Genomic DNA, 19,601 nt, shown 5'->3' with positions numbered 1-19,601 from the left:
TCCGCCAGCCCGATACCGCCCTCGCCCTCACCGGACGCCGGCAGGCCCCGGGGCCGGGATCGCTTCCGTGTGTGCAGCGCCAGGCTGCGTATCGAGTGCGGCGCCTTCCACGTCGATGCTCGGCACGATTCGGTCCAACCAGCGTGGCATCCACCATGCCGACTTCCCAAGCAGCGCGAGCGCCGCCGGCACGAGCACCATGCGGACGACGAACGCATCCGCGACGACGCCCACCGTGAGCGCCAGGGCGATGGAGCCGACCAGGGAGGAAGGGCTCATCGCGAACCCGCCGAACACGGCGGCCATGATCGCGGCGGCCGCGACGACGACGATCGCCGAGCGGCGGAAGCCGGTGCGGATCGCCTCCAGCGGGGTCATGCCATGCGTGTGGGCCTCGTGCATGCGGGACACGAGGAACACCTGGTAGTCCATCGCGAGCCCGAACAGGATCCCGGTCACGACGATCGGCAGCAGGCTCAGCAGCGGGTTGCCTTGCGGTGACGTGATCAGCGCATCCAGCCAACCCCACTGGAAGACCGCCACGGTCGCGCCCAGGCCCGCGCCGAGGGACAGCAGGAAGCCGGCCGTGGCGATGAGTGGAACCAGGATCGACCGGAACAGCACGATCATCAGCAGCAGCGACAGCCCCACGATGAGAGCGATGTACGTGGTCAGTGCTGACTGCAGCTGTTCGTCGGAGTCGAGGCCCATCGCCGTACCGCCGGTGACGAGCAACTCGGCGCCATCCACCCGACGATCCTCGGCGCGCAGATCGCGCACGAGGTCCTTCGTCTCGTCGTCGAGCGGGCCGTGCTCCGACATGACGGTGAGCATCGCTACGTCACCGCGGTCGTTGACGCCCGCCGGAACGACCATGTCGACGTTGTCGAGCGCGGCCAGGTGCTCCTGGACGTCCGGCAGCACCTCCTCGACGTCGTCGTGCCGCACCAGGACCACAAGAGGATCCTGTGCTCCCTCGCCGAACGCGTCCGAGATCAGGTCGTACGCTGCCCGCTGGCTCGACTCCGGATCCTCGCCGCCCGGGACACTCAGCGTGGTCTGCATTGTGGCGAGCGGCAGCGCGAGCGTTCCGAGCAGAAGCGCGCCGCCGAGGAGACTGACCACCCTGTGACGGGTGACGACACGCGACCATCCGGTCATGAAGGGTCCGCCGTCGTTCCGACAGGTGCTGCGCGCCGCGCGGTCCTTGCGAGACAGCGCACGGCGACCCATGAAACTCAGCATCGCCGGCAGCAGAGTGAGCGCCATCAGGACGGCGACAGCCACTGCGAATGCGGCCGCAAGACCCATCTCACCGAGGAAGGTGATGCCGACGACGGACAGTCCGGCCAGGGCGATGATGACCGTCGCCCCTGCGAAGACGACGGACGACCCTGCGGTCCCCACGGCGCGGGCGATCGCGTCCTCGGCGCTCACACCCTCGCGCAATTCGGATCGGAAGCGGGCGAGGATGAACAGGCAGTAGTCGATCCCCACAGCCAGTCCCAGCATGACCGCGAGGATCGGGGTCAGTGAGCCGATCGGGGTGATTGCCGAGACGCCGAGCACGCCCAGGATGCCGACTCCCACGCCGACGAGCGCGCCGAGCATGTTCGCGCCCGCGGCTACGAGTGATCCATAGGTGATCAGGAGGACGATGAACGCCAACACGGCACCGACGATCTCACTCGGGCCCATGATCTCCGGCACTCCGGACTCGAGGCTCCCGCCGACCTCCGCGATGAGGGAATCGCCACGCAGCGCAGCGGCGATGTCCGCGACCTCTTCGGCGACTCGCTCTCCGTCCGCATCGGGGTCCACCTCGAGCGAGACCACGGCTGTGCTGAGGTCCTGCGAGATGTACGGTCGTGCAGGATCGAGCGGGTCGGAGACGGTGAGAACGCCATCGATCGCCGCGAGATCGCCTCGAGCAGCTGCGATGTCGGCGGCGATCTCGGGGGCGGTCACATCCGCGTGGTCCTCAGTGCTCACGACGAGTTGCAGCGACTTCGCGGCGTCATCGTCGGACGGGAACTCGTCCTCCAGCGCCGACATCGCCTCGCTTGACGGCGTGCCGGGGACATCGAAGGTCCCGTCGCCGAACTTCATGCCGCTCAGCGCGACGATGGCGAGCGCAATGAGCACCAGGATCCAGCTGAACACCGTGGCCCAGCGATGGCGGGCGATGAAGCGCCCCAGACGTGACAGCAGGCGAGCCATAAGGCCCCTTCCTCAGGACAGGGAATCGGACGATCTCCAGCCTTTCCGCCGAAGCGGTCCGCCACGTCTGCCGAACGCAGGATCTTCATCTACTGCGAGCGCAGTAGGCGTTGGCCGACACGGTGATTCGTGTCGGCGTCACGGTCACGTGTCGCGTTCGGCCTGCGCCGACGCGATGTCTGCCGCGACGACGGGCGCTCAACGACGTCTCGCCGTTGATAGGGGAGGTGCGCAGTGCCCCTCGACCGACCCCGCCGGTGAGATCCGCCACGTCTCCGGTCGTGCTGGGCGACCCGCTCCTTCACGTCGTCCACGCTGTTCTCACACCAGCTGCTGGCGGCGATCATGGCCCTCGCGTTCTCAGCTGCGGCAGCAGGCACGCCGAAGGCCCGGCACGTCCCGTTCGGGACGCACCGGGCCTCAGCGCGGATCAGCGCACGAGCGACGTCTCGCTCGTCGCCGCCTCGAGCTTCTGCCGCCGGCGCGCGACGACCCGTCCGCGGATCGAGAACGAGAGCACGACGGCGAGCAGCGCGTAGAGCGCGATCGGGATCGGCCCGCCGACGAGCACCGAGAAGTCGCCGTTGGCGCTCATCGCGGCGTCGCGGAGGCTCGTCTCGGCCAGCGGGCCGAGCACCATGCCGATGATGAGCGGCGCCAGCGGATAGTCGACCGCCCGCATGATGAAGCCGACGATGCCGATGCCGAGCAGCATGAGCAGGTCGAACGTCGAGCCGCCGGTCGCGTACGTCCCGAGCGCGCAGAACACCGTGATGCCGGCGAACAGGTACGGCCGGGGGATGAGCAGCAGCTTGGCCCACAGCGTCGCGAAGGGCAGGTTGAGGATCAGCAGGACGACCATCGCGATGAAGAAGCTCGCGAGCAGCGACCACACGAGGTCCGGCGCACGCTCGAACAGCAGCGGGCCGGGCTGAAGCCCGTACTGGCGGAAGGCCGCGAGCATGATCGCGGCGGTCGCCGAGATCGGGAGGCCCAGAGCGAGCAGCGACCCCATCGCCATGCCGGTCGTCGAGTTGCCCGCGGCCTCCGGGGCGGCGAGACCGCGGATGGCGCCGCTCCCGAACCGGGGGACGTCCCGACGGGCGTCGAGCCGCTTCTCGAGTCCGTACGCGAGGAAGGTCGGGATCTCCGACCCGCCTGCGGGCACGATCCCGAAGGGCACGCCGATCGCCGTGCCGCGCAGCCACGCGGGCGCCGCCTCGCGGAACTCGGCGCGCGAGAGCCAGGGCCGGCCGGCCGGCTTGACCATCGAGCCCTCGCCCGACTGCCGCGAGAGGCACGCGACGTAGATCACCTCGCCGAGCGCGAGGACTGCCACGGTCACGGTGACGAGCGAGATGCCGTCGAAGAGGTACGGCGACTCCAGGGTGAAGCGCGGAGCACCGGACACGCTGTCGACCCCGATCACGGCGATCCCCAGCCCGAGGAAGAGCGACGCCATGCCGCGCAGCGGCGTGTCCGTCACGACGGAGGAGGTCGCGGCGAACGCGAAGACCGCGAGCGCGAAGAACTCTGCCGGGCCGAAGCTGCTCGAAAAGTCGGCGAGGAGCGGCGCGAGGAAGACGACGAGCACCGAGGCGACGAATCCGCCGATGAAGGCGCCGATCGCCGCGGTCGCGAGCGCCTGCGCCGCCCGGCCGCTGAGGGCCATCCGGTGCCCCTCGAACGTCGACGCGATGGCCGAGGCCTGACCGGGCGTGTTCATCAGGATGCCCATGGTCGAGTCTCCGAAGAGCCCGCCGAAGTAGACCCCGGCGAACATGATGAACGCGGCGGTCGGCTCGAGGGCGAAGGTGACCGGCAGCAGCAGGGCGACGGCCATCGACGAGCCGAGGCCGGGCAGCACGCCCACCGCGGTGCCGAGCAGGCATCCGACGAGGACCCAGATGAGGTTCTGCCAGGTCAGCGCGCCGGCGAATCCGTCGGCGAGAAGAGGAAGGACGTCCATCAGAGACCCCCTCCGAGAATGCCCGACGGCAGCGGGAGGCCGAGCAGCATGTCGAATGCGATGTAGATGACCGAGCTCAGGGTGAGCCCCACGAGCGCATTGAACAGCCAGCGCGACGACGCGAAGCCGCGCACGACGCCGACGAACAGCAGCGTCGCCGCGATGATCCAGCCGAGGACCTCGAGCAGGAGCGCGAAGGCGAGGAACGACCCCACGACCCACAGCAGCGAGCGCCAGCGCGGGCGGGAGAGGATGCCGCCTGCGCTGTCGGCTGCCGCGTCATCGGTCTGCGTCCGGCTGCTCTGCCACTGCCGGAAGCCCGAGAGCCCGAGCAGGACCGCCAGCAGGTAGAGGCCCGCCGAGATCAGTCCCGGGAAGAACTGCGGGCCGGGGAACGCCGCGCCCTCGGGGACCGACATCGTGAGGATGCCCACGAGCAGGTAGCTCGCGAAGGCCGCCAGGAGCACGGGCATCACGAGATGCGCCGCGAGCGTCGCGATCGACGGCGCCGTCGTGCGGGGCGCCCCCGGACCGCCCACGACCGCGGACAGGGCGGTGGGATTGTTCGAAGGCATCATTGCCCCATCTCCTCGTAGAGGTCGGCGATCCGAGCACGCTCGGATTCCAGGAAGTCGGTCAGCTCGTCACCCGTGATCACGCGCTCCGTCCAGTGGTAGCGCTCGATCGCGTCCTGCCACTCCGGAGTCTCGAGCGTCTCGAGGACGAGGTCGGTGAGCTCCGTGCGCTCTGTCTCAGACAGCGCGGAGGGCGCGGCCACCATGCGCCAGTTCGTCAGCGCCACGTCGTAGCCCTGCTCCGCCGCCGTGGGGATCTCGATGCCCTCGACCGGCTGCTCGGCGATCAGCGCCAGCGCCCGCAGACGTCCGGACGCGATCTGGTCGATGTTGTCGGGGTAGCCGCCCGTGGCCGCCTGCGCGGTCCCGTTCAGGAGGGCCTGGATGGCCTCGCCACCGCCATCCGAGGAGATGTACGTCGTCTCCACCGGATCGATGCCCGCCGCGAGAGCGAGATCGGTCACGACGAGCTGGTCGAACGAGCCGCCGCCGGTCCAGGGCAGCGCCCGCGGATCCTCCCGCCATGCGGAGACGAGATCGTCGAGGGTCTCGTACGGGGAGTCGGCGGGGACGACGACCACGTCGTATTCCTCCACCATCACGGCGATGGGCGTGACGTCGTCGAGCGTGGCGGCCGAATCGAACTGGATCGTCGCCGCGAGGAGGCCGGTTCCCCCGACGAGGAGGTTGTTCGGCTGCCCCGCGAGGACCGACACGTTCCCGAGCGCGATCGTGCCGCCGGCGCCCGGCATGTTCACGACCTGCACGTTGTTCACCAGGCCGTTCGCCCGCTGCGCCTGCTGCATCTCGCGCGCGACGCCATCCCATCCGCCGCCCGGAGCGGCGGGAGCGATGATCGTCATCGATGCATGGAGGTCCGTGCCGGCGGCTGCCGACGTCACGGATCCGTACACGGCGGTCGCGATCGCCGCCGTCGCGAGGGAGGCGCCGATCACGCGTGTGACGGTACGGGCGACCGGCGAGCGCCCACGGGGAGGGGTGACGGAATCGTCTGTGCTCATCTCTGCTCCTTCTGCGGACACCTTTGTCGCCGCAAGATGAGTAATAGGATGAGCCGCCGTGAGAGCGCGCGCCTCGTCCCGAGGCGTTGTGATCATTGATGCTCACCGAATCCTCGCGAGGACATGACAAGGACCGCCGACACCCGAACGCGCGCCGTGCGCCTCGTGATGCTCTTCCTGCCATCCGTCATCGTGCTCGCCGCGGTCGGCCTGACGACGCTCGTCGCGCTCACGGTGCAGGAGCGGAGCATCCGGGAGGCGACGACGCAGCGCGTGCACGACGTGGCGCGCAGTCTCGCCGAGCTGAACGAGGTCCGCACCGCGGTGGAGGCGGCCGGTCCGATCGGGACCGCGGAGCGCACCGCCGACGCATCCTCCCTCGCGACGGCGACCGCGGCGCTGCAGCCGCTGGCGGACGTGATCCAGCGCACGGCCGGGGTGTACTACGTCGTGATCACCGACGACGAGGGCGTGCGGATCACGCATCCCGATCCGTCTCAGCGAGGGGTCCAGGTGTCGACCACCACGGAGCCGGTGCTCGCGGGGGAGGAGTTCGTCGGCACCGAGACGGGGCCGTCGGGGGCCTCGCTCCGCGCGAAGGTGCCCGTGATCGGCTCGGACGGGGCTGTGGTCGGCATGGTGGCCGTGGGCATCCTCGAGTCGAGCATCTCGGCCCAGACGGCCGCGGGCGTCGAGAAGCTGCTGCCCTGGGCATCCGCCGCGCTCATCGTCGCAACCCTCGCGAGCTCGCTGCTCGCGGCCGCGATCGAGCGACGGTTCCGGAGGAGCGACGCCATGGAGGCGGAGCACCGCCAGCTGCGTCATGTGACGGCGGCGCTGCGCGAGCAGGCGCATGAGTTCGGCACCCGACTCCACGTGATCCACGGACTCGTGTCGCACGGCGATCGCGCAGAGGCGCTCCAGTACATCGAAGGGGTCGTGCCCGTCCTCTCCGGGAACGGAGGCGAGGGGGTCTCGCGGCCCTCGGGGCTGCTGAGCGCGAGCATCGAGGCGCTCCGCTCCGAGCTGAGCGCGCGTGGGACGCGGCTCGAGACCGACATGGATCCGGACGTACCGATCGACGAGGGAGTGCTCCTCGTCTTCGCGAATCTCGCGCGCAACGCCGCCGAGGCCGGGGCGTCGTCGGTGCGCTGCTCGCTGCGGCAGGTCGACGGCCGGTTCGTCGGAGCCGTCGAAGACGACGGGCCCGGCATCGACCCCGCCGACGTCGATCGCGTCTTCACGCGCGGCTATTCGTCGAAGCCGGACGCGTCGGGCGTCGGGCGCGGGATCGGCCTGGCGCTCGTCCGGCGCACCGTCACGTCGCGCGGCGGCACCATCGAGCTTCGTCGATCCGCGCTGGGCGGGTCGCGTTTCGACTTCGATCTGGGTGCCGAGCGATGAGCGAGCGGATCGGGGTGCTCATCGTGGACGACGATGCCGCGGCGCGCGCCCTGCACAGCCGGTTCGTCGCCGAGACCCCGGGGTTCTACGTGGCGGCGACGGCGGCCACTGGGCGAGCGGCGCTCGCCCAGCTCGGACGCGGCGTCGATCTCGTGCTCCTCGACATGCGGCTTCCCGACATCAGCGGGATCGAGGTCCTGCACCGTCTGCGGACCTTGGGCGAGGCCGGGGCGGATGTCCTCGTGATCAGCTCGTCCCACGATCAGGTGACCGTCCGGCAGGCGCTCGCCGCACGCGTCTCGGGATACCTCGTGAAGCCGTTCACGCAGGAGGCGCTCCAGGAACGACTGCGAGCGTACGCGGCCGACGCCGACCGACGACGGGCAGACGCTGCAGATCGGCGTCTCTCCCAGGGCGAGATCGATCGCCTCCTCGCCGTCGGCACCACGCGGGCTCCCGAACGACCGAGGCGCGAGGGGCGTGTCGAGCTTCCCAAGGGACTCGCCGCGCAGACACTCGAGCGCGTCCTCGCGGCGCTCGACCCCGTCCGCTCGGTCTCCGCCGAGGAACTCGCGGCCACGTGCGGGATCTCGCGCGCGACGGCTCGCCGGTACCTCGAGCACCTCGTCGCCGAGGGGCGGATCGACATCGCGCACAGCTACGGGCGGCGGGGCCGCCCGCGCGTGCTCTATCGGCTGGCCCCGGCGCCGTCAGGCTGACGGCACGCGCGCGTCAGCGGCTGTCGAGGGCGGGCCGCGGAGTCAGCATCAGGGCGGTGGCGATCGCCGCCGCGGTGAGACCGAGGACACCGGTGGCGAGCAGCGCGAGGCCGGCGGGCCACACCGTGTGGTACTCGGCCTCGTAGGTGTATCCGTCGTACGTCCGGGTGAACTCGAGCGTTCCGCTGCTCGTCAGCACGATCCCGACGACGAGCGCGACGACCGGGATGCTCCATGCCAGCCCCCACGCCAGGCGTCGTCGGGCCGACCATGGGTCGTCGATCTGTTCGGCCGAGGCTGCATCGAGATCGAGTCGGTGCTGTTCGTGCTCAGGCGCGTCTGAATCCACGTCTGCACCCTATCGGCGAAGAGCAGGCCGAGGCATGGACACGACGGGCGGCGGCGCCTGCCGTCTGCCCGCGTGCGTGTCAGAAGGGTGGTGGTTCGTCGTCGGGTGGGGTGAAGCGGGCGACGGGTGGTGGGGTGTCGGTGTAGACGCGTCCGTTCGGGGACGTCCATTCGAGAACACCCCCGGGCCCCTGGGTGACGGTCCATTGGGTCATCTGCTCGAGCATGTGATGCGTCTCGCAGAGGTACTCGAGGTTGGCCACGTTTGTGGGCCCGCCGCGGGAGTGGGGGTGGGTGTGGTCGATGTCGACGTAGTGCTTGCGGATGGCCTGCCGGCACCCGGGGAACCGGCACCGCTCGTCCCGGGCCTTCAGGAACCGCCGCTGCGCGGTGGTGGGGAATCTCTGGTCGACGGTGAGGAGGACCCCGGTGTTCGCGTCGGTGAAGGCGCGGTTCCAGATGGTGGCGTCCGCGGCGATCTGCTTGGCGTCGATGATCGGGATCGGTCCTGCCCCGGCAAGGGTGGCGCCCTCGGTGCGGTTCGTGGGGTTCGCCAGTGCAGTGGCGGGGATGGTGATGTGCACGCTCCCGCGAATCGCGCCGAGCCCCACGGGCCCGGCCTTCGCATCCGCACGCCCCGCGGTGTCCTTGTCCTTCCCGTCGGGTGCGCCCGTACCGCCTGTGCTGCTCGGTTCGGGGAAGGTGGCGCCGTAGAGGTGGTTGTGGCCGGTGGGGGTGCCGGTGAGGGTGAGGTCGGTGAAGATGTCCGCCCGGATCTCATCCAAGGTGCGGTCATCCGCGAGCGCGGCCGGGTCGCCGGCGCGGCGGGCGGCGGCGCGGGCGGCGATGACGGTCTTCGCCATCTGGTCGATGCGGTCCATCATCCCGACCCCGAGCACGTTCGCGACCTCCGCGTCGAACGCGCCCATCGCGTCCTCCCCGGGACGGAACCCCACCCGCCGCCTCCGCCTGGCGGCCTTGTGGCGGTCGCTGATCGAGACCGGGTCCAGTTCCTGCGCGATCTTCCGCGCCACCTCCGCCAACGCGGCCGCGGTCATCGGCACCCGGTCCAGCCGCTCCAGCACCCGCACCTCATACGTCGCCCGCACGGCAGGGTCGTCGATGCGGTCCCCGCACAGCACGATCACCCGCGCGTGCGGGAGCGACACCGTCCCCGCTGCGAGCCGGTCCCGCACGACCGGGAACCGGGACACCAGCACGGTCGCGTCGTTCATCTGCCGCTCCACCGACCGGCCCGGGGTGTGCGTGGCCGCGGCGATCTCCTCCGCGATCGCCCGATGCGCCCACGCCCGCGACGAGCCCCCGGCCGCGACCTGCCGCTCATGCTGCGCCCACGCCACCTGCGACGCCGACGCCAACGCCATCTGACGCGCCGCCTGCGCATGAGCGATCACCCTGTCTGCCGCCCGGATCGCCTCGATCGCCGACTCCACCGCCGCACGCTCCGAAGCCGTCGGGCACGGACCATCCCCTTCACCCCACACAGCCCCATCGCTCATGACACCAGTGTCCCGCCCACCACGGACATTCGAAGACCCCTACGAGCCAGAACGAAGCACAAAAGGTCACAGAACGATAACGAAGGCGAAGGTCAGGTCGCAGCGCGCCCGCGCTCCGCGTCCTCTCCGATGAAGCCGTCCGCGAGCGCCTCCGACGCGCGTGCGAGCAGCGCGACATCCGCTCCCACGAGCAGGAAGCGCGCGCCCGCCTCGGCGTAGGCGCGCGCAGCCGCGGGGTCGAACGCGTTCACGCCGCACGGCCGGCCCACGGCCGCGGCCGCCTCGAAGACGCGCTTCACCGCGGCGACGACCTCGGGGTGCGTCTGCTGCCCGAGCAGCCCCATCGACGCCGCGAGGTCGGCCGGGCCGACGAACACGCCGTCGATGCCCGGCGTCGCCGCGATGTCGGCGGCGTTGTCGACGCCCTCCGCGGTCTCGATCTGCACGTACACGGCGACATGCTCGGCCGCGTCGCGGAGGTAGCCGTCGACCCGGTTCCAGCGCGCCGAGCGCGCGAGGGCGCTGCCGACGCCGCGTCGCCCTGCGGGCGGGTACTGGACGGCCTCGGCGACCGCCCGCGCCTCGTCGGCGGTCGAGATCATCGGCACGAGGAGCGTCTGCACGCCGAGGTCGAGCACCTGCTTGATGACGACGGGGTCGGCCGACGGGATGCGCACGCCCGCGGTCACGGGGTACGCCGACACGGCGTGCAGGTGCGCGAGCACCGACTCGAGCCCGTTCGGGGCGTGCTCCATGTCGATGAGCACCCAGTCGAGTCCCGATCCCGCCATGATCTCGGCGACGACCGGGGAGCCCGAGCACACCCATCCGCCGTACAGCGGCCGCGTCGCCTCCGCGAGCCGGTGCCGAAGGGTCGGGTTCAGACGAAGCGGCATGAGATGGCTCCCATCGGCCCGTAGTCGGCGAGCACGGTGTCGCCCCTGTCGATCCAGACGGGGCGCGTGAAGGAGCCCGCGAGGACGATCTCGCCCGCCTCGAGACGCGCTCCGTGCTGGTGCAGCTTGTTCGCGAGCCACGCGACGCCTGTGCCGGGGTGATTGAGCACTCCGGCGGCGACGCCCGTCTCCTCGATCGTCTCGTTGCGGTAGAGCAGCGCCGACACCCAGCGCAGGTCGACGTCGTCGGGCCGGGTCGGGCTGCCGCCGAGCACGAGGCCGCCGTACGCCGCGTTGTCGCTGATCGTGTCGATGATCGTCCGCCCCTCGAGCTCGACGTGCGAGTTCAGGATCTCGAGTGCGGGCGTGACGTACTCGGTGGCCCGCAGGACGTCGAAGAGCGTGCAGTGCGGGCCCTCGAGCGGCGCGCTCAGCACGAACGCGAGCTCGACCTCGATCCGCACGTTCGAGAAGCGGTCGTGCGGGATGCGCGCGCCGCTCTCCCAGACCGTGTCATCGAACATGACCCCGTAGTCCGGCTCGGAGATGCCCGTCGCCTGCTGCATCGCGCGCGACGTGAGCCCGATCTTCCGGCCGACGAGGCGCCGCCCTGCGGCGATCCGGCCGTCGCGCCAGATGCCCTGGATCGCGTACGCGTCGTCGACGGTCGCCTCCGGATGGCGCGCGGTGATGCGCGGGATGAGCGTCCGGTCGCGGTCGGCCGCGGCCAGCTCGTCGGCGATCGCCCGGATCGCCTCGGCCGAGAGGCTCACAGCTGGTGCCCCAGCTTGTACTCGCCCTGCTTCCACTCGGGCATCGCCTCGTCGTCGTCTCGTCGCGTGTACGAGAAGCCGTCGGCGCCGATCGTCACCGCCATCTCGCTCGCGTCGGTGCGGGCGCGCACGGGCTGCGGGTTGCCGTCGAGGTCGAGCACGAGCGACGCGTCGGTGTACCAGCTCGGCACGACCGGATTGCCCCACCAGTCGCGGCGCTGGTTGTCGTGCACGTCCCACGTGATGACGGGGTTGTCGGGGTCGCCGGTGTAGTAGTCCTGCGTGTACACCTCGACGCGATGGCCATCGGGGTCGCGGAGGTAGAGGTAGAACGCGTTCGAGACGCCGTGTCGCCCCGGCCCGCGCTCGATCGCATCGGAGCGGCGCAGCGCCCCGAGCTTGTCGCAGATCGCGAGGATGTTGTGCTTCTCGTGCGTCGCGAAGCACACGTGGTGCATGCGCGGGCCGTCGCCGCCGGTCATGGCAGTGTCGTGCACCGTCGGCTTCCGGCGCATCCACGCCGCGTACACCGTGCCCTCCTCGTCCTGGATGTCCTCCGTGACGCGGAATCCGAGGCTCTGCATGTACGACACCGCCCGCGGGACGTCGGGCGTGACCTGGTTGAAGTGGTCCAGGCGTACGAGCTCGCCGGGGACATGGAGGTCGTACCGCCACGACATCCGCTCGACGTGGTCGGCCTGGTGGAAGAACTCGTACGGGAAGCCGAGCGGGTCCTCGACGCGGACCGCGTCGCCGATGCCCTTCACGAAGCCCTCGGGTCGGCGCTCGACGCGGCACCCGAGCTCGGTGAAGAAGGCGACGGCGCGGTCGAGGTCCTCGGGTGAGCGCACGCGGTAAGAGAACGCCGCGACCGCCGCGACCGGGCCCGTGCGGAGCACGAGGTTGTGGTGGATGAACTCCTCGGTTGAGCGCAGGTAGATCGTCGTGTCGTCCTCCTCGGTCACGTAGAGGCCGAGCACGTCGACGTAGAACGCGCGGGATGCCGCGAGATCGGTCACCACGAGCTCCATGTAGGCGCACCGGAGGATGTCCGGGGGAGCGGCAGCGGGGCGGGGGATCGGGTTCGCCGCGGCGATCGGCGCCTCCTGCGAGACGAAGTAGCCGGAGGAGGTGAGGGTCATGTCCTCGCGTCGGGTCATGTCATGCGTCCTTGCGTGAGCGGATGGCCGGGAGTCAGTTCCGGCCGAAGGTCGGGTTGTGCACCTCGCCCAGGGTGATGTGCACGGCCTGCTGGTCGGTGTAGAAGTCGATGGAGCGGTAGCCGCCCTCGTGGCCGAGCCCCGACGCCTTCACGCCGCCGAACGGCGTGCGCAGGTCGCGCACGTTGTTCGAGTTCAGCCACACCATGCCGGCCTCGACCGCCTGCGCGACATTGTGGGCGCGCTTGAGGTCGTTCGTCCAGATGTACGCTGCGAGCCCGTACTTCGTGTCGTTCGCGAGCGCGAGCGCCTCCTCGTCGCTGTCGAACGGCGTGATCGCGACGACGGGCCCGAAGATCTCCTCCTGGAAGATGCGCGCGTCGCGCGGGACGTCGGCGAACACGGTCGGCGCGACGAAGTTGCCGAACGCGAAGCCGTCGGGCTGCCCGCCGCCCGCGACGAGCCGACCCTCGCTCCTGCCGATCTCGACGTACGACATCACCTTCGCGAAGTGCTCGGGGTGCACGAGCGCGCCCACCTCGGTCGCGGGGTCGTGCGGGTAGCCGACCTTCACGCGCTTCGCCTGGGCCGCGTACCGCTCGACGAACTCGTCGTACACCGCGCGCTGGACGAGGATGCGGCTGCCGGCCGTGCAGCGCTCGCCGTTGAGCGAGAAGACGCCGAAGATCGTCGCGTCGATCGCGGCGTCGAGATCGGCGTCGGCGAACACGATCGCCGGGCTCTTGCCGCCGAGCTCCATCGAGAGCCCCTTGAGGTGCGGGGCCGCGTTCGCGAAGATGATCTGTCCCGTCCGGCTCTCGCCCGTGAACGAGATGAGCGGCACGTCGGGGTGCTTCACGAGAGCGTCGCCCGCCTCCTCGCCCAGGCCGTTGACGAGGTTGAACACGCCGCGCGGCAGGCCCGCCTTCTCGAAGATGCCCGCCCACAGCGACGCCGAGAGGGGCGTGAACTCGGCCGGCTTCAGCACGACGGTGTTGCCGGTCGCGAGCGCGGGGGCGAGCTTCCAGGACTCGAGCATGAACGGCGTGTTCCAGGGCGTGATGAGCCCCGCGACGCCGATCGGCTTGCGGTTGACGTAGTTGATCTGGCGGCCGGGCACCTTGAAGGTGTCGTCCGCCTGCGCGACGACGAGGTCGGCGAAGAAGCGGAAGTTCTCGGCCGCGCGCCGCGCCTGGCCGAGAGCCTGCGTGATCGGCAGGCCCGAGTCGAAGGACTCCAGCTCCGCGAGCCGCGCATCGCGCGATTCGACGATGTCGGCGATGCGGTGGAGCACGCGGGAGCGCTCGCGCGGCAGCATGCGCGGCCACGGGCCATCCGCGAACGCGCGGCGTGCGGCTGCGACCGCGCGGTCGACATCCGCTCTCTGCCCGGCGGCCGCCTGCAGGTACACGTCGTTCGAGACGGGCTCGAGCACGTCGAACGTGCCGCCGTCGACGGAGTCGACGAACTCCCCGTCGATGTAGTGCTGGATGCGCTCGGGCAGGTCCGCGGGCACGTGCCGGCGGTCGAGGGCGATGTCGGTCATGTCTCCTCCTCCTCGGTGAGGGGCTTCGTTCGGTCGGTCTGCGTCTCGGTGGCGTGGCGCTGCGCGAGGAAGGCGTTCATGGTCGCCCAGCGGTGCTCCCGCGCCGCGAGCTCGATCTCGAGGGGCTCGGCGCCCGAGCGGATGAGCTCGAGGATGCGGTCGTGCTCGGCGACGGACTCGTGCGCGCGGCCGGGGACGAAGGCGAAGCTCGAATCCCGCAGCCCGGCCATCCGCGTCCATCCGCGGTGCACGAGGTCGAGGATGTGCGGATTCGGGCAGGGCTCGAAGAGCACCGCGTGGAACTCCTGGTTGATCACCGTGAAGCGGTGCGGGTCGAAGTCGTCGAGCAGCCGGCGCAGCCGCTCGTTGATCGCGCTCGCGCGGTCGAGATCGGCGGCGTCGAGGAGCGGAGCCGAGAGCGAGGTCGCGACGCCCTCGACCACCCCGAGCGTCTGCATGGAGTGGAGGTACTCCGTCTCGTCGACGAGCGTCACGCGGGCTCCCACGTTGCGCTCGAACTCCACGATGCCCTCGGCCTCGAGGCGGCGCACGGCCTCGCGCACGGGGACGACGCTCATGTCCAGCGCGGCGGCGATCGAGCCGAGCACGAGACGGTAGCCGGGGCCGAACTCGTGCCGCTGGATCCGCTCGCGGATCCACTCGTACGCGCGCTGCGACTTGCTGAGGCCGGTGAGGGTGTCGGTCATGCTCTCATCCTCCCGTCCCGCGGGCGGCGTCGAAGCGCGCCCGCCACTCGGCGTTCATGGGGAAGAGGCCCTCGACCGGGTGCCCCGCGGCGACCTGCTCCGCGATCCAGGCGTCCTCGGCCTCCTGTGCGAGCGCCGCGTCGGCCACCTCGTCGGCGAGAGCGGGCGGGATGACGATCACCCCGTCGTCGTCGCCGACCACGATGTCGCCCGGGACGACGGTCGCGCCGCCGCACGCGATCGCGATGTCGGCGTCCCACGGCACATGGCGTCGGCCGAGGACGGCCGGGTGGGGCCCCTGACTGAAGACGGGCAGGTCCATCTCCGCGACGGCCGCGTAGTCGCGCACGCCTCCGTCGGTGACGACGCCGGCGGCTCCGCGCGCGAGGGCGCGCAGGGCGAGGATGTCGCCGAGCGTGCCCGAGCCGCGCTCGCCGCGGGCCTCGATCACGATGACCTCTCCCTCGCCGACGGCATCGAAGGCGCGCTTCTGCGCGTTGTAGCCGCCGCCGTGGCTGCGGAAGAGGTCTTCGCGGTGGGGCACGAAGCGCAGCGTCCGCGCGACGCCGACGAGCTTGACGCCCGGGCGGGTCGGCCGCACGCCGTCGATCGACACGCTGTCGAGACCGCGCTTGCGCAGCTGCTGCGAGAGCCCCGCGACGGGTGCCTCGAGGAGCTTGGCGCGCAGCGCGGGGTCGAGGGCGGGAGCAGGGGCGTCGAGCCCGGCGGCGGCGCGCGAGCCCCACGCCTCCTCGCGCTGGCGGTCGTCGACGGAGGGGAGGGATCCCAGCGCGGGATCGAACCGGGCGGCGCCCTCGATGACACGCGAGACGAGTCGGCCGCTCGTCGGGGCACCCGGCGCGTCGGGCGCGTCGACCTCGACCTCGACGACGTCGCCGGGGAGGGCGACCGACGAGCCGGCGGGGGTGCCGGTCAGGATGACGTCGCCGGGCTCGAGCGTGAGGTGCTGCGCGAGGTCGGCGACGAGCTGCCGGAAGGGGAAGAGGAGCTCGGCGGTCGTGTCGTCCTGCACGAGCTCGCCATTGCGCCAGGTGCGCACGCGCAGGCCCGCGGGGTCGACCGCGCGCGCGTCGATGAGGTCGGGGCCGATCGGCGTGTACCCGTCGCGGCCCTTGTTCCGCAGGTTCGAGCCCCTGTCGTTCGCGCGGAGATCGTAGAGCCCCCAGTCGTTGGCGGCCGTGACCCACGCGACGTGGTCCCACGCGTCGTCGATGCCGATCCCGCGCGCGGCCGTGCCGATCACGAGCGCGATCTCGCCCTCGAACGCGAGCAGCTCGGTCCCGGCGGGCCGTTCGACGGTCGCACCGCTCTCGGCGAGCGAGCTCGACGGCTTGAGGAAGTACGAGGGTGCGGCGGGGCGGCGCCCGCGCTGGTCGGCGCGCGAGGGATAGCTCAGGTGCACCGCGATGATCTTCCCGGGTCGGGGGAGGCGGCGGTCTTCGAGGCCCACGGGAGCTCCTTCGCTCGTCGAACGGATGTCGTGTACGAGATCATATACGATCCGTTGCCCGGTGCAAGGGGTGTTGTCGGAACGTATTCGAAATCGTATATTGTCCAGATCGACGGCGCGCAGACGCGCCATCCGACCTCGTCACATTGGAGTGCCAGATGTCCGCGCATCACCCGAACGGCGGGCCGCTCACGCCCACCGGCACCATCGCCTCGTCGGCCGACCGCCGCCGCGTCGCCATCGCGACCGTCGTCGGCACGACCGTCGAGTGGTACGACTACTTCATCTACGCCTCGGCCGCCGGCCTCGTGTTCGCGCAGCTCTACTTCGAGCCCGCGGGCCCGGGCCTCGGCACGATCCTGTCGTTCCTCACGGTCGGCATCAGCTTCCTCTTCCGCCCGCTCGGCGCGTTCCTCGCGGGCCACTTCGGCGACCGCTTCGGCCGCCGCATCGTCCTCGTCGTGACGCTCATCCTCATGGGGGCCGCGACCGTCCTCATCGGGCTGCTGCCGACCTACGCGCAGATCGGCGCTGCCGCGCCGATCCTCCTCATCGTCCTGCGCATCCTGCAGGGCGTCTCGGCGGGCGGCGAGTGGGGCGGCGCCGTGCTCATGGCCGTCGAGCACGCGCCGCGCGACCGCCGCGGCCTCTACGGGGCGATGCCGCAGATCGGCGTCCCGATCGGCCTCCTCCTCGCGAGCGCCATGCTCGCGATCATGAACGCCGTGTTCCCCGGCGACGCCTTCCTCGAATGGGGCTGGCGCATCCCGTTCCTCTTCTCGATCGTCCTCATCGTCGTGGGCTACTGGGTGCGCCGCCGCGTCGAGGAGAGCCCGGTCTTCACCGAGATCGCCGAGCGCAAGGAGCGCACGAGCGCGCCCGTCGTGAGGCTCTTCGCGCGCTTCGCGCCGCTCGTGGTGCTCGCGGCGCTCGTCTTCGCGGGCAACAACGCGGTGGGCTACATGACGACCGGCGGCTACGTGCAGAACTACGCGACGAACCCCGACGGGCCCGTCGGTCTCGATCGCGGCGCGGTGCTGTGGGCGGTCACGGCTTCGTCGGTGACGTGGCTCGTCTCCACGTTCATCGCCGGCTGGCTGAGCGACGTGCTCGGTCGGCGCACGACGTACATCATCGGCTGGGTCGCGCAGGGCGCCGCGCTCTTCGCGCTCTTCCCGCTCGTCAACACCGGCAGCGCCGCTCTCCTCGCGCTCGGCCTGATCCTGCTGACGATCGGGCTGGGGTTCACCTACGGCCCGCAGTCGGCGTGGTACAGCGAGATGTTCCCGGCCTCCGTCCGCTTCTCGGGCGTCTCCATCTCCTACGCGATCGGCGCCATCCTCGGTGGGGCGTTCGCCCCGACGATCGCGCAGTGGCTGCAGCAGACGACGGGCTCGTCGACCTCGGTCACGTGGTACCTCGTCGGCATGACGGCCGTCGGCCTCGTCGCGACGCTGCTCCTGCGCGATCGCAAGGGCATCAACCTGCGTCCGACCGCGGAGGCCGAGCAGTCGGAGGGAATCTACGCCTGGGAGCGCTGACCCGCGCACGGAAGGAGGCCGCCCGGTGATCCGGGCCGCCTCCTCAGCGCCGACGCCTCAGCTGTTCACGCGGATGACCTCGCGCTGATACGGGGCGATGACCGACCGGCTCACGCGGAGGTCGAGCAGGAGGAACGGCCGCTCCTCGACGGGGCGCGCGGTCCAGCGCGCGAGGTGCTCGAGGTCGGCGAGGTCGCGCACCACCACCCCCTCGGCTCCCACCGCCGCGCCGAGCGCGGCGAAGTCGACGTCCGGGATGAGCATGGGCGCCTCGGCGAGGCCCTTGAGCCCGTAGAGGTTCACCTCGGCGCCATACGCCCCGTCGTTCCAGACGACGCACATGCCCCGGCCGCCCGCGGTCCGGACGGCGGTCTCGAGATCCGCGAGCGCCATCAGGCCGCCCCCGTCGCCGGTCGTGAGCACGACCGTCGCCGACGGCGCGGCCTGCACGGCGCCCGCGACGCTCGGGAACCCCAGACCGATCGACTGGTACGCGGTGCCGACCATGATCATCCGCTCGGGCGATGCGACCGGCCAGTACATGTTGGCCCACGCGATGAAGTGCCCGCCGTCGCTCACGACGATGCGGTCCTCGGGCAGGAGCTCGCCGATGCGCGCCGCGGCGCTGCGCGGGTCGAGCCGCCCATCGGCTGCCGTGCGCTCGCCCGGGTCCTGCACGCGCAGGGGAGTGAGGTCGACGCTCTCGCGCCACCCCGACGGCGTCGCCCCGTCGAGCGCGCGCACGAGGTGCTCGGCGATCACGCGCACGTCGCCCTGCAGGAACTCGCCGACGCGCGGATGGGTCGCCGTCGGCGCGACGTCGACCTGCGCGACGCGGGTTCCGGGCGAGAAGAGCTCGCCGAAGCGCATCGTGAACGGGCTGAGAGACGCGCCGAGAACGACGGCGACGTCGGCCTCGCGGATGAGCTCCATCGCCCCTGGGGCGCCGAAGCCTCCCGTCACGCCGAGATCGTGGCGCGGGTCGGGGAAGACTCCGCGGCCGAGCGCCGTCGATGCCGTGATCGCCCCCGTCGCGTCGGCGAGTGCGCCCAGCGCGGTGCGCGCGCCGGCCAGGTGCGCACCGCGCCCCGCGAGGAGGAGCGGCCGCTCGGCCGCGGCGAGCGCCTCGGCGACGCGCGCGATCGCGGCGCGGGTGGCCGGCGACGGCTCCTGCGGCTGCGGCAGATGCAGCGGCGGCGTGGGCGGCACCTCGCCGGCCTCGAGGGTCGGCACGTCGTAGGGGATCGCGAGCACGACGGGGACGCGGTACGACAGCGCGTGCTCGATCGCGATCACGGTGCTCGCGGCGGCGTCCAGGCGTCCGGCGGTGTACGTGCGGACGCCGACGGCCGAGGCGAGCGCGATCTGGTCGACGTCCCACGGGCGGGGCCCGGATGTCGGCTCGTCCCCGACGATGAGGACGAGCGGCACGCGCGCCTGCGCCGCCTCGGCGAGCGCGGTGAGGGTGTTCGTGAAGCCCGCTCCGTACGTCGTCGTCGCGGCGGCGATCCGTCCGGAGGCGCGATAGTGCGCGTCAGCCGCGACCACGGCGCCCGCCTCGTGGCGGACGGCGGTGAATGACGCGGACGTGTGCCGCAGGATGGCGTCGAGGAAGTGGGCGTTGCCGTTGCCCATGAGGCCGAACACCTGGTCGATGTGGCGGGCGAGGGCGACGGCGACGTGCTGGGAGACATGGGGCATGGCAGGGCCTTTCGAGACGAGGACGGGCG

Annotated in this window: 16 protein-coding genes; 3 read left to right on the top strand and 13 right to left on the bottom strand. The window is 71.2% G+C overall.

Annotation, left to right across the window (positions count from 1 at the left end; genetic code table 11):
• Positions 1-27: 27 nt before the first annotated feature.
• The 4 genes from GC092_RS09935 to GC092_RS09920 form a co-directional block, all read right to left on the bottom strand.
• A complete protein-coding gene (locus GC092_RS09935) occupies positions 28-2,220 on the bottom strand; it encodes an MMPL family transporter (protein ID WP_324011691.1) in 2,193 nt (730 codons plus the stop codon).
• A gap of 430 nt (positions 2,221-2,650) precedes the next feature.
• Positions 2,651-4,189, bottom strand: a complete 1,539-nt coding sequence (locus GC092_RS09930) for a tripartite tricarboxylate transporter permease (RefSeq protein WP_324011689.1) — start codon at positions 4,187-4,189, stop codon at positions 2,651-2,653.
• A complete protein-coding gene (locus tag GC092_RS09925) occupies positions 4,189-4,767 on the bottom strand; it encodes a tripartite tricarboxylate transporter TctB family protein (protein WP_324011687.1) in 579 nt (192 codons plus the stop codon). The genes GC092_RS09930 and GC092_RS09925 overlap by 1 nt, the downstream gene beginning before the upstream one ends.
• Positions 4,764-5,786 (bottom strand): tripartite tricarboxylate transporter substrate binding protein, encoded by a 1,023-nt coding sequence (locus tag GC092_RS09920; protein ID WP_324011685.1) that lies wholly within the window; start codon positions 5,784-5,786, stop codon positions 4,764-4,766. The genes GC092_RS09925 and GC092_RS09920 overlap by 4 nt, the downstream gene beginning before the upstream one ends.
• A gap of 123 nt (positions 5,787-5,909) precedes the next feature.
• Here GC092_RS09920 and GC092_RS09915 point away from each other — a divergent pair, with 123 nt between their 5' ends.
• Positions 5,910-7,190, top strand: a complete 1,281-nt coding sequence (locus GC092_RS09915) for an ATP-binding protein (protein ID WP_324011683.1) — start codon at positions 5,910-5,912, stop codon at positions 7,188-7,190.
• A complete protein-coding gene (locus GC092_RS09910) occupies positions 7,187-7,909 on the top strand; it encodes a response regulator (protein WP_324011681.1) in 723 nt (240 codons plus the stop codon). Before GC092_RS09915 ends, GC092_RS09910 begins: the two co-directional genes overlap by 4 nt.
• Before the next feature lie 13 nt (positions 7,910-7,922).
• Here GC092_RS09910 and GC092_RS09905 read toward each other — a convergent pair whose 3' ends face one another.
• The 8 genes from GC092_RS09905 to GC092_RS09870 all read right to left on the bottom strand — a co-directional run bounded on the left by GC092_RS09905 (position 7,923) and on the right by GC092_RS09870 (position 16,330).
• Positions 7,923-8,258 (bottom strand): hypothetical protein, encoded by a 336-nt coding sequence (locus tag GC092_RS09905; protein ID WP_271173985.1) that lies wholly within the window; start codon positions 8,256-8,258, stop codon positions 7,923-7,925.
• A 79-nt stretch (positions 8,259-8,337) separates the two neighbouring features.
• Complete coding sequence (locus tag GC092_RS09900; RefSeq protein WP_324011679.1) at positions 8,338-9,777, bottom strand: HNH endonuclease signature motif containing protein; 1,440 nt, start codon at positions 9,775-9,777, stop codon at positions 8,338-8,340.
• A 92-nt stretch (positions 9,778-9,869) separates the two neighbouring features.
• Positions 9,870-10,673 carry an HpcH/HpaI aldolase family protein gene (locus tag GC092_RS09895; protein ID WP_324011677.1) on the bottom strand — a complete coding sequence of 268 codons (804 nt, stop codon included), beginning with the start codon at positions 10,671-10,673 and terminating at the stop codon, positions 9,870-9,872.
• Positions 10,658-11,446 (bottom strand): 2-oxo-hept-4-ene-1,7-dioate hydratase, encoded by a 789-nt coding sequence (gene hpaH, locus GC092_RS09890; RefSeq protein WP_324011675.1) that lies wholly within the window; start codon positions 11,444-11,446, stop codon positions 10,658-10,660. Before hpaH ends, GC092_RS09895 begins: the two co-directional genes overlap by 16 nt.
• Positions 11,443-12,606 carry a 3,4-dihydroxyphenylacetate 2,3-dioxygenase gene (hpaD, locus tag GC092_RS09885; protein WP_324011673.1) on the bottom strand — a complete coding sequence of 388 codons (1,164 nt, stop codon included), beginning with the start codon at positions 12,604-12,606 and terminating at the stop codon, positions 11,443-11,445. The genes hpaH and hpaD overlap by 4 nt, the downstream gene beginning before the upstream one ends.
• 34 nt (positions 12,607-12,640) lie before the next feature.
• Entirely contained in the window at positions 12,641-14,152 is a 1,512-nt protein-coding gene (gene hpaE / locus GC092_RS09880; protein WP_324011671.1) for a 5-carboxymethyl-2-hydroxymuconate semialdehyde dehydrogenase, read from the bottom strand.
• Entirely contained in the window at positions 14,149-14,859 is a 711-nt protein-coding gene (locus GC092_RS09875) for a GntR family transcriptional regulator (RefSeq protein WP_324011669.1), read from the bottom strand. The genes hpaE and GC092_RS09875 overlap by 4 nt, the downstream gene beginning before the upstream one ends.
• A gap of 4 nt (positions 14,860-14,863) precedes the next feature.
• Entirely contained in the window at positions 14,864-16,330 is a 1,467-nt protein-coding gene (locus GC092_RS09870) for a fumarylacetoacetate hydrolase family protein (protein ID WP_324011667.1), read from the bottom strand.
• Positions 16,331-16,488: 158 nt separating this feature from the next.
• Between GC092_RS09870 and GC092_RS09865 the strand changes: the two genes are divergently transcribed.
• Positions 16,489-17,871, top strand: coding sequence for an MFS transporter (locus tag GC092_RS09865; RefSeq protein ID WP_271173993.1), 1,383 nt, complete (start codon positions 16,489-16,491; stop codon positions 17,869-17,871).
• A gap of 57 nt (positions 17,872-17,928) precedes the next feature.
• Here the strand turns inward: GC092_RS09865 and GC092_RS09860 are convergent, their stop codons facing one another.
• Entirely contained in the window at positions 17,929-19,572 is a 1,644-nt protein-coding gene (locus GC092_RS09860; RefSeq protein ID WP_324011665.1) for a thiamine pyrophosphate-binding protein, read from the bottom strand.
• Between the last annotated feature and the right edge of the window lie 29 nt (positions 19,573-19,601).

The organism is Microbacterium sp. JZ37, from assembly GCF_035188445.1.
Classification (GTDB): domain Bacteria; phylum Actinomycetota; class Actinomycetes; order Actinomycetales; family Microbacteriaceae; genus Microbacterium; species Microbacterium barkeri.
This window is presented reverse-complemented; position numbering and strand designations above follow the sequence as displayed.

What these genes read in the sequence shown, in the direction of transcription:
- GC092_RS09935 (WP_324011691.1), bottom strand. Translation starts at nt 2,220, where the DNA reads ATGGCTCGCCTGCTGTCACGTCTGGGGCGCTTCATCGCCCGCCATCGC.
- GC092_RS09930 (WP_324011689.1), bottom strand. Translation starts at nt 4,189, where the DNA reads ATGGACGTCCTTCCTCTTCTCGCCGACGGATTCGCCGGCGCGCTGACC.
- GC092_RS09925 (WP_324011687.1), bottom strand. Translation starts at nt 4,767, where the DNA reads ATGATGCCTTCGAACAATCCCACCGCCCTGTCCGCGGTCGTGGGCGGT.
- GC092_RS09920 (WP_324011685.1), bottom strand. Translation starts at nt 5,786, where the DNA reads ATGAGCACAGACGATTCCGTCACCCCTCCCCGTGGGCGCTCGCCGGTC.
- GC092_RS09915 (WP_324011683.1), top strand. Translation starts at nt 5,910, where the DNA reads ATGACAAGGACCGCCGACACCCGAACGCGCGCCGTGCGCCTCGTGATG.
- GC092_RS09910 (WP_324011681.1), top strand. Translation starts at nt 7,187, where the DNA reads ATGAGCGAGCGGATCGGGGTGCTCATCGTGGACGACGATGCCGCGGCG.
- GC092_RS09900 (WP_324011679.1), bottom strand. Translation starts at nt 9,777, where the DNA reads ATGAGCGATGGGGCTGTGTGGGGTGAAGGGGATGGTCCGTGCCCGACG.
- GC092_RS09895 (WP_324011677.1), bottom strand. Translation starts at nt 10,673, where the DNA reads ATGCCGCTTCGTCTGAACCCGACCCTTCGGCACCGGCTCGCGGAGGCG.
- hpaD (WP_324011673.1), bottom strand. Translation starts at nt 12,606, where the DNA reads ATGACCCGACGCGAGGACATGACCCTCACCTCCTCCGGCTACTTCGTC.
- hpaE (WP_324011671.1), bottom strand. Translation starts at nt 14,152, where the DNA reads ATGACCGACATCGCCCTCGACCGCCGGCACGTGCCCGCGGACCTGCCC.
- GC092_RS09875 (WP_324011669.1), bottom strand. Translation starts at nt 14,859, where the DNA reads ATGACCGACACCCTCACCGGCCTCAGCAAGTCGCAGCGCGCGTACGAG.
- GC092_RS09865 (WP_271173993.1), top strand. Translation starts at nt 16,489, where the DNA reads ATGTCCGCGCATCACCCGAACGGCGGGCCGCTCACGCCCACCGGCACC.
- GC092_RS09860 (WP_324011665.1), bottom strand. Translation starts at nt 19,572, where the DNA reads ATGCCCCATGTCTCCCAGCACGTCGCCGTCGCCCTCGCCCGCCACATC.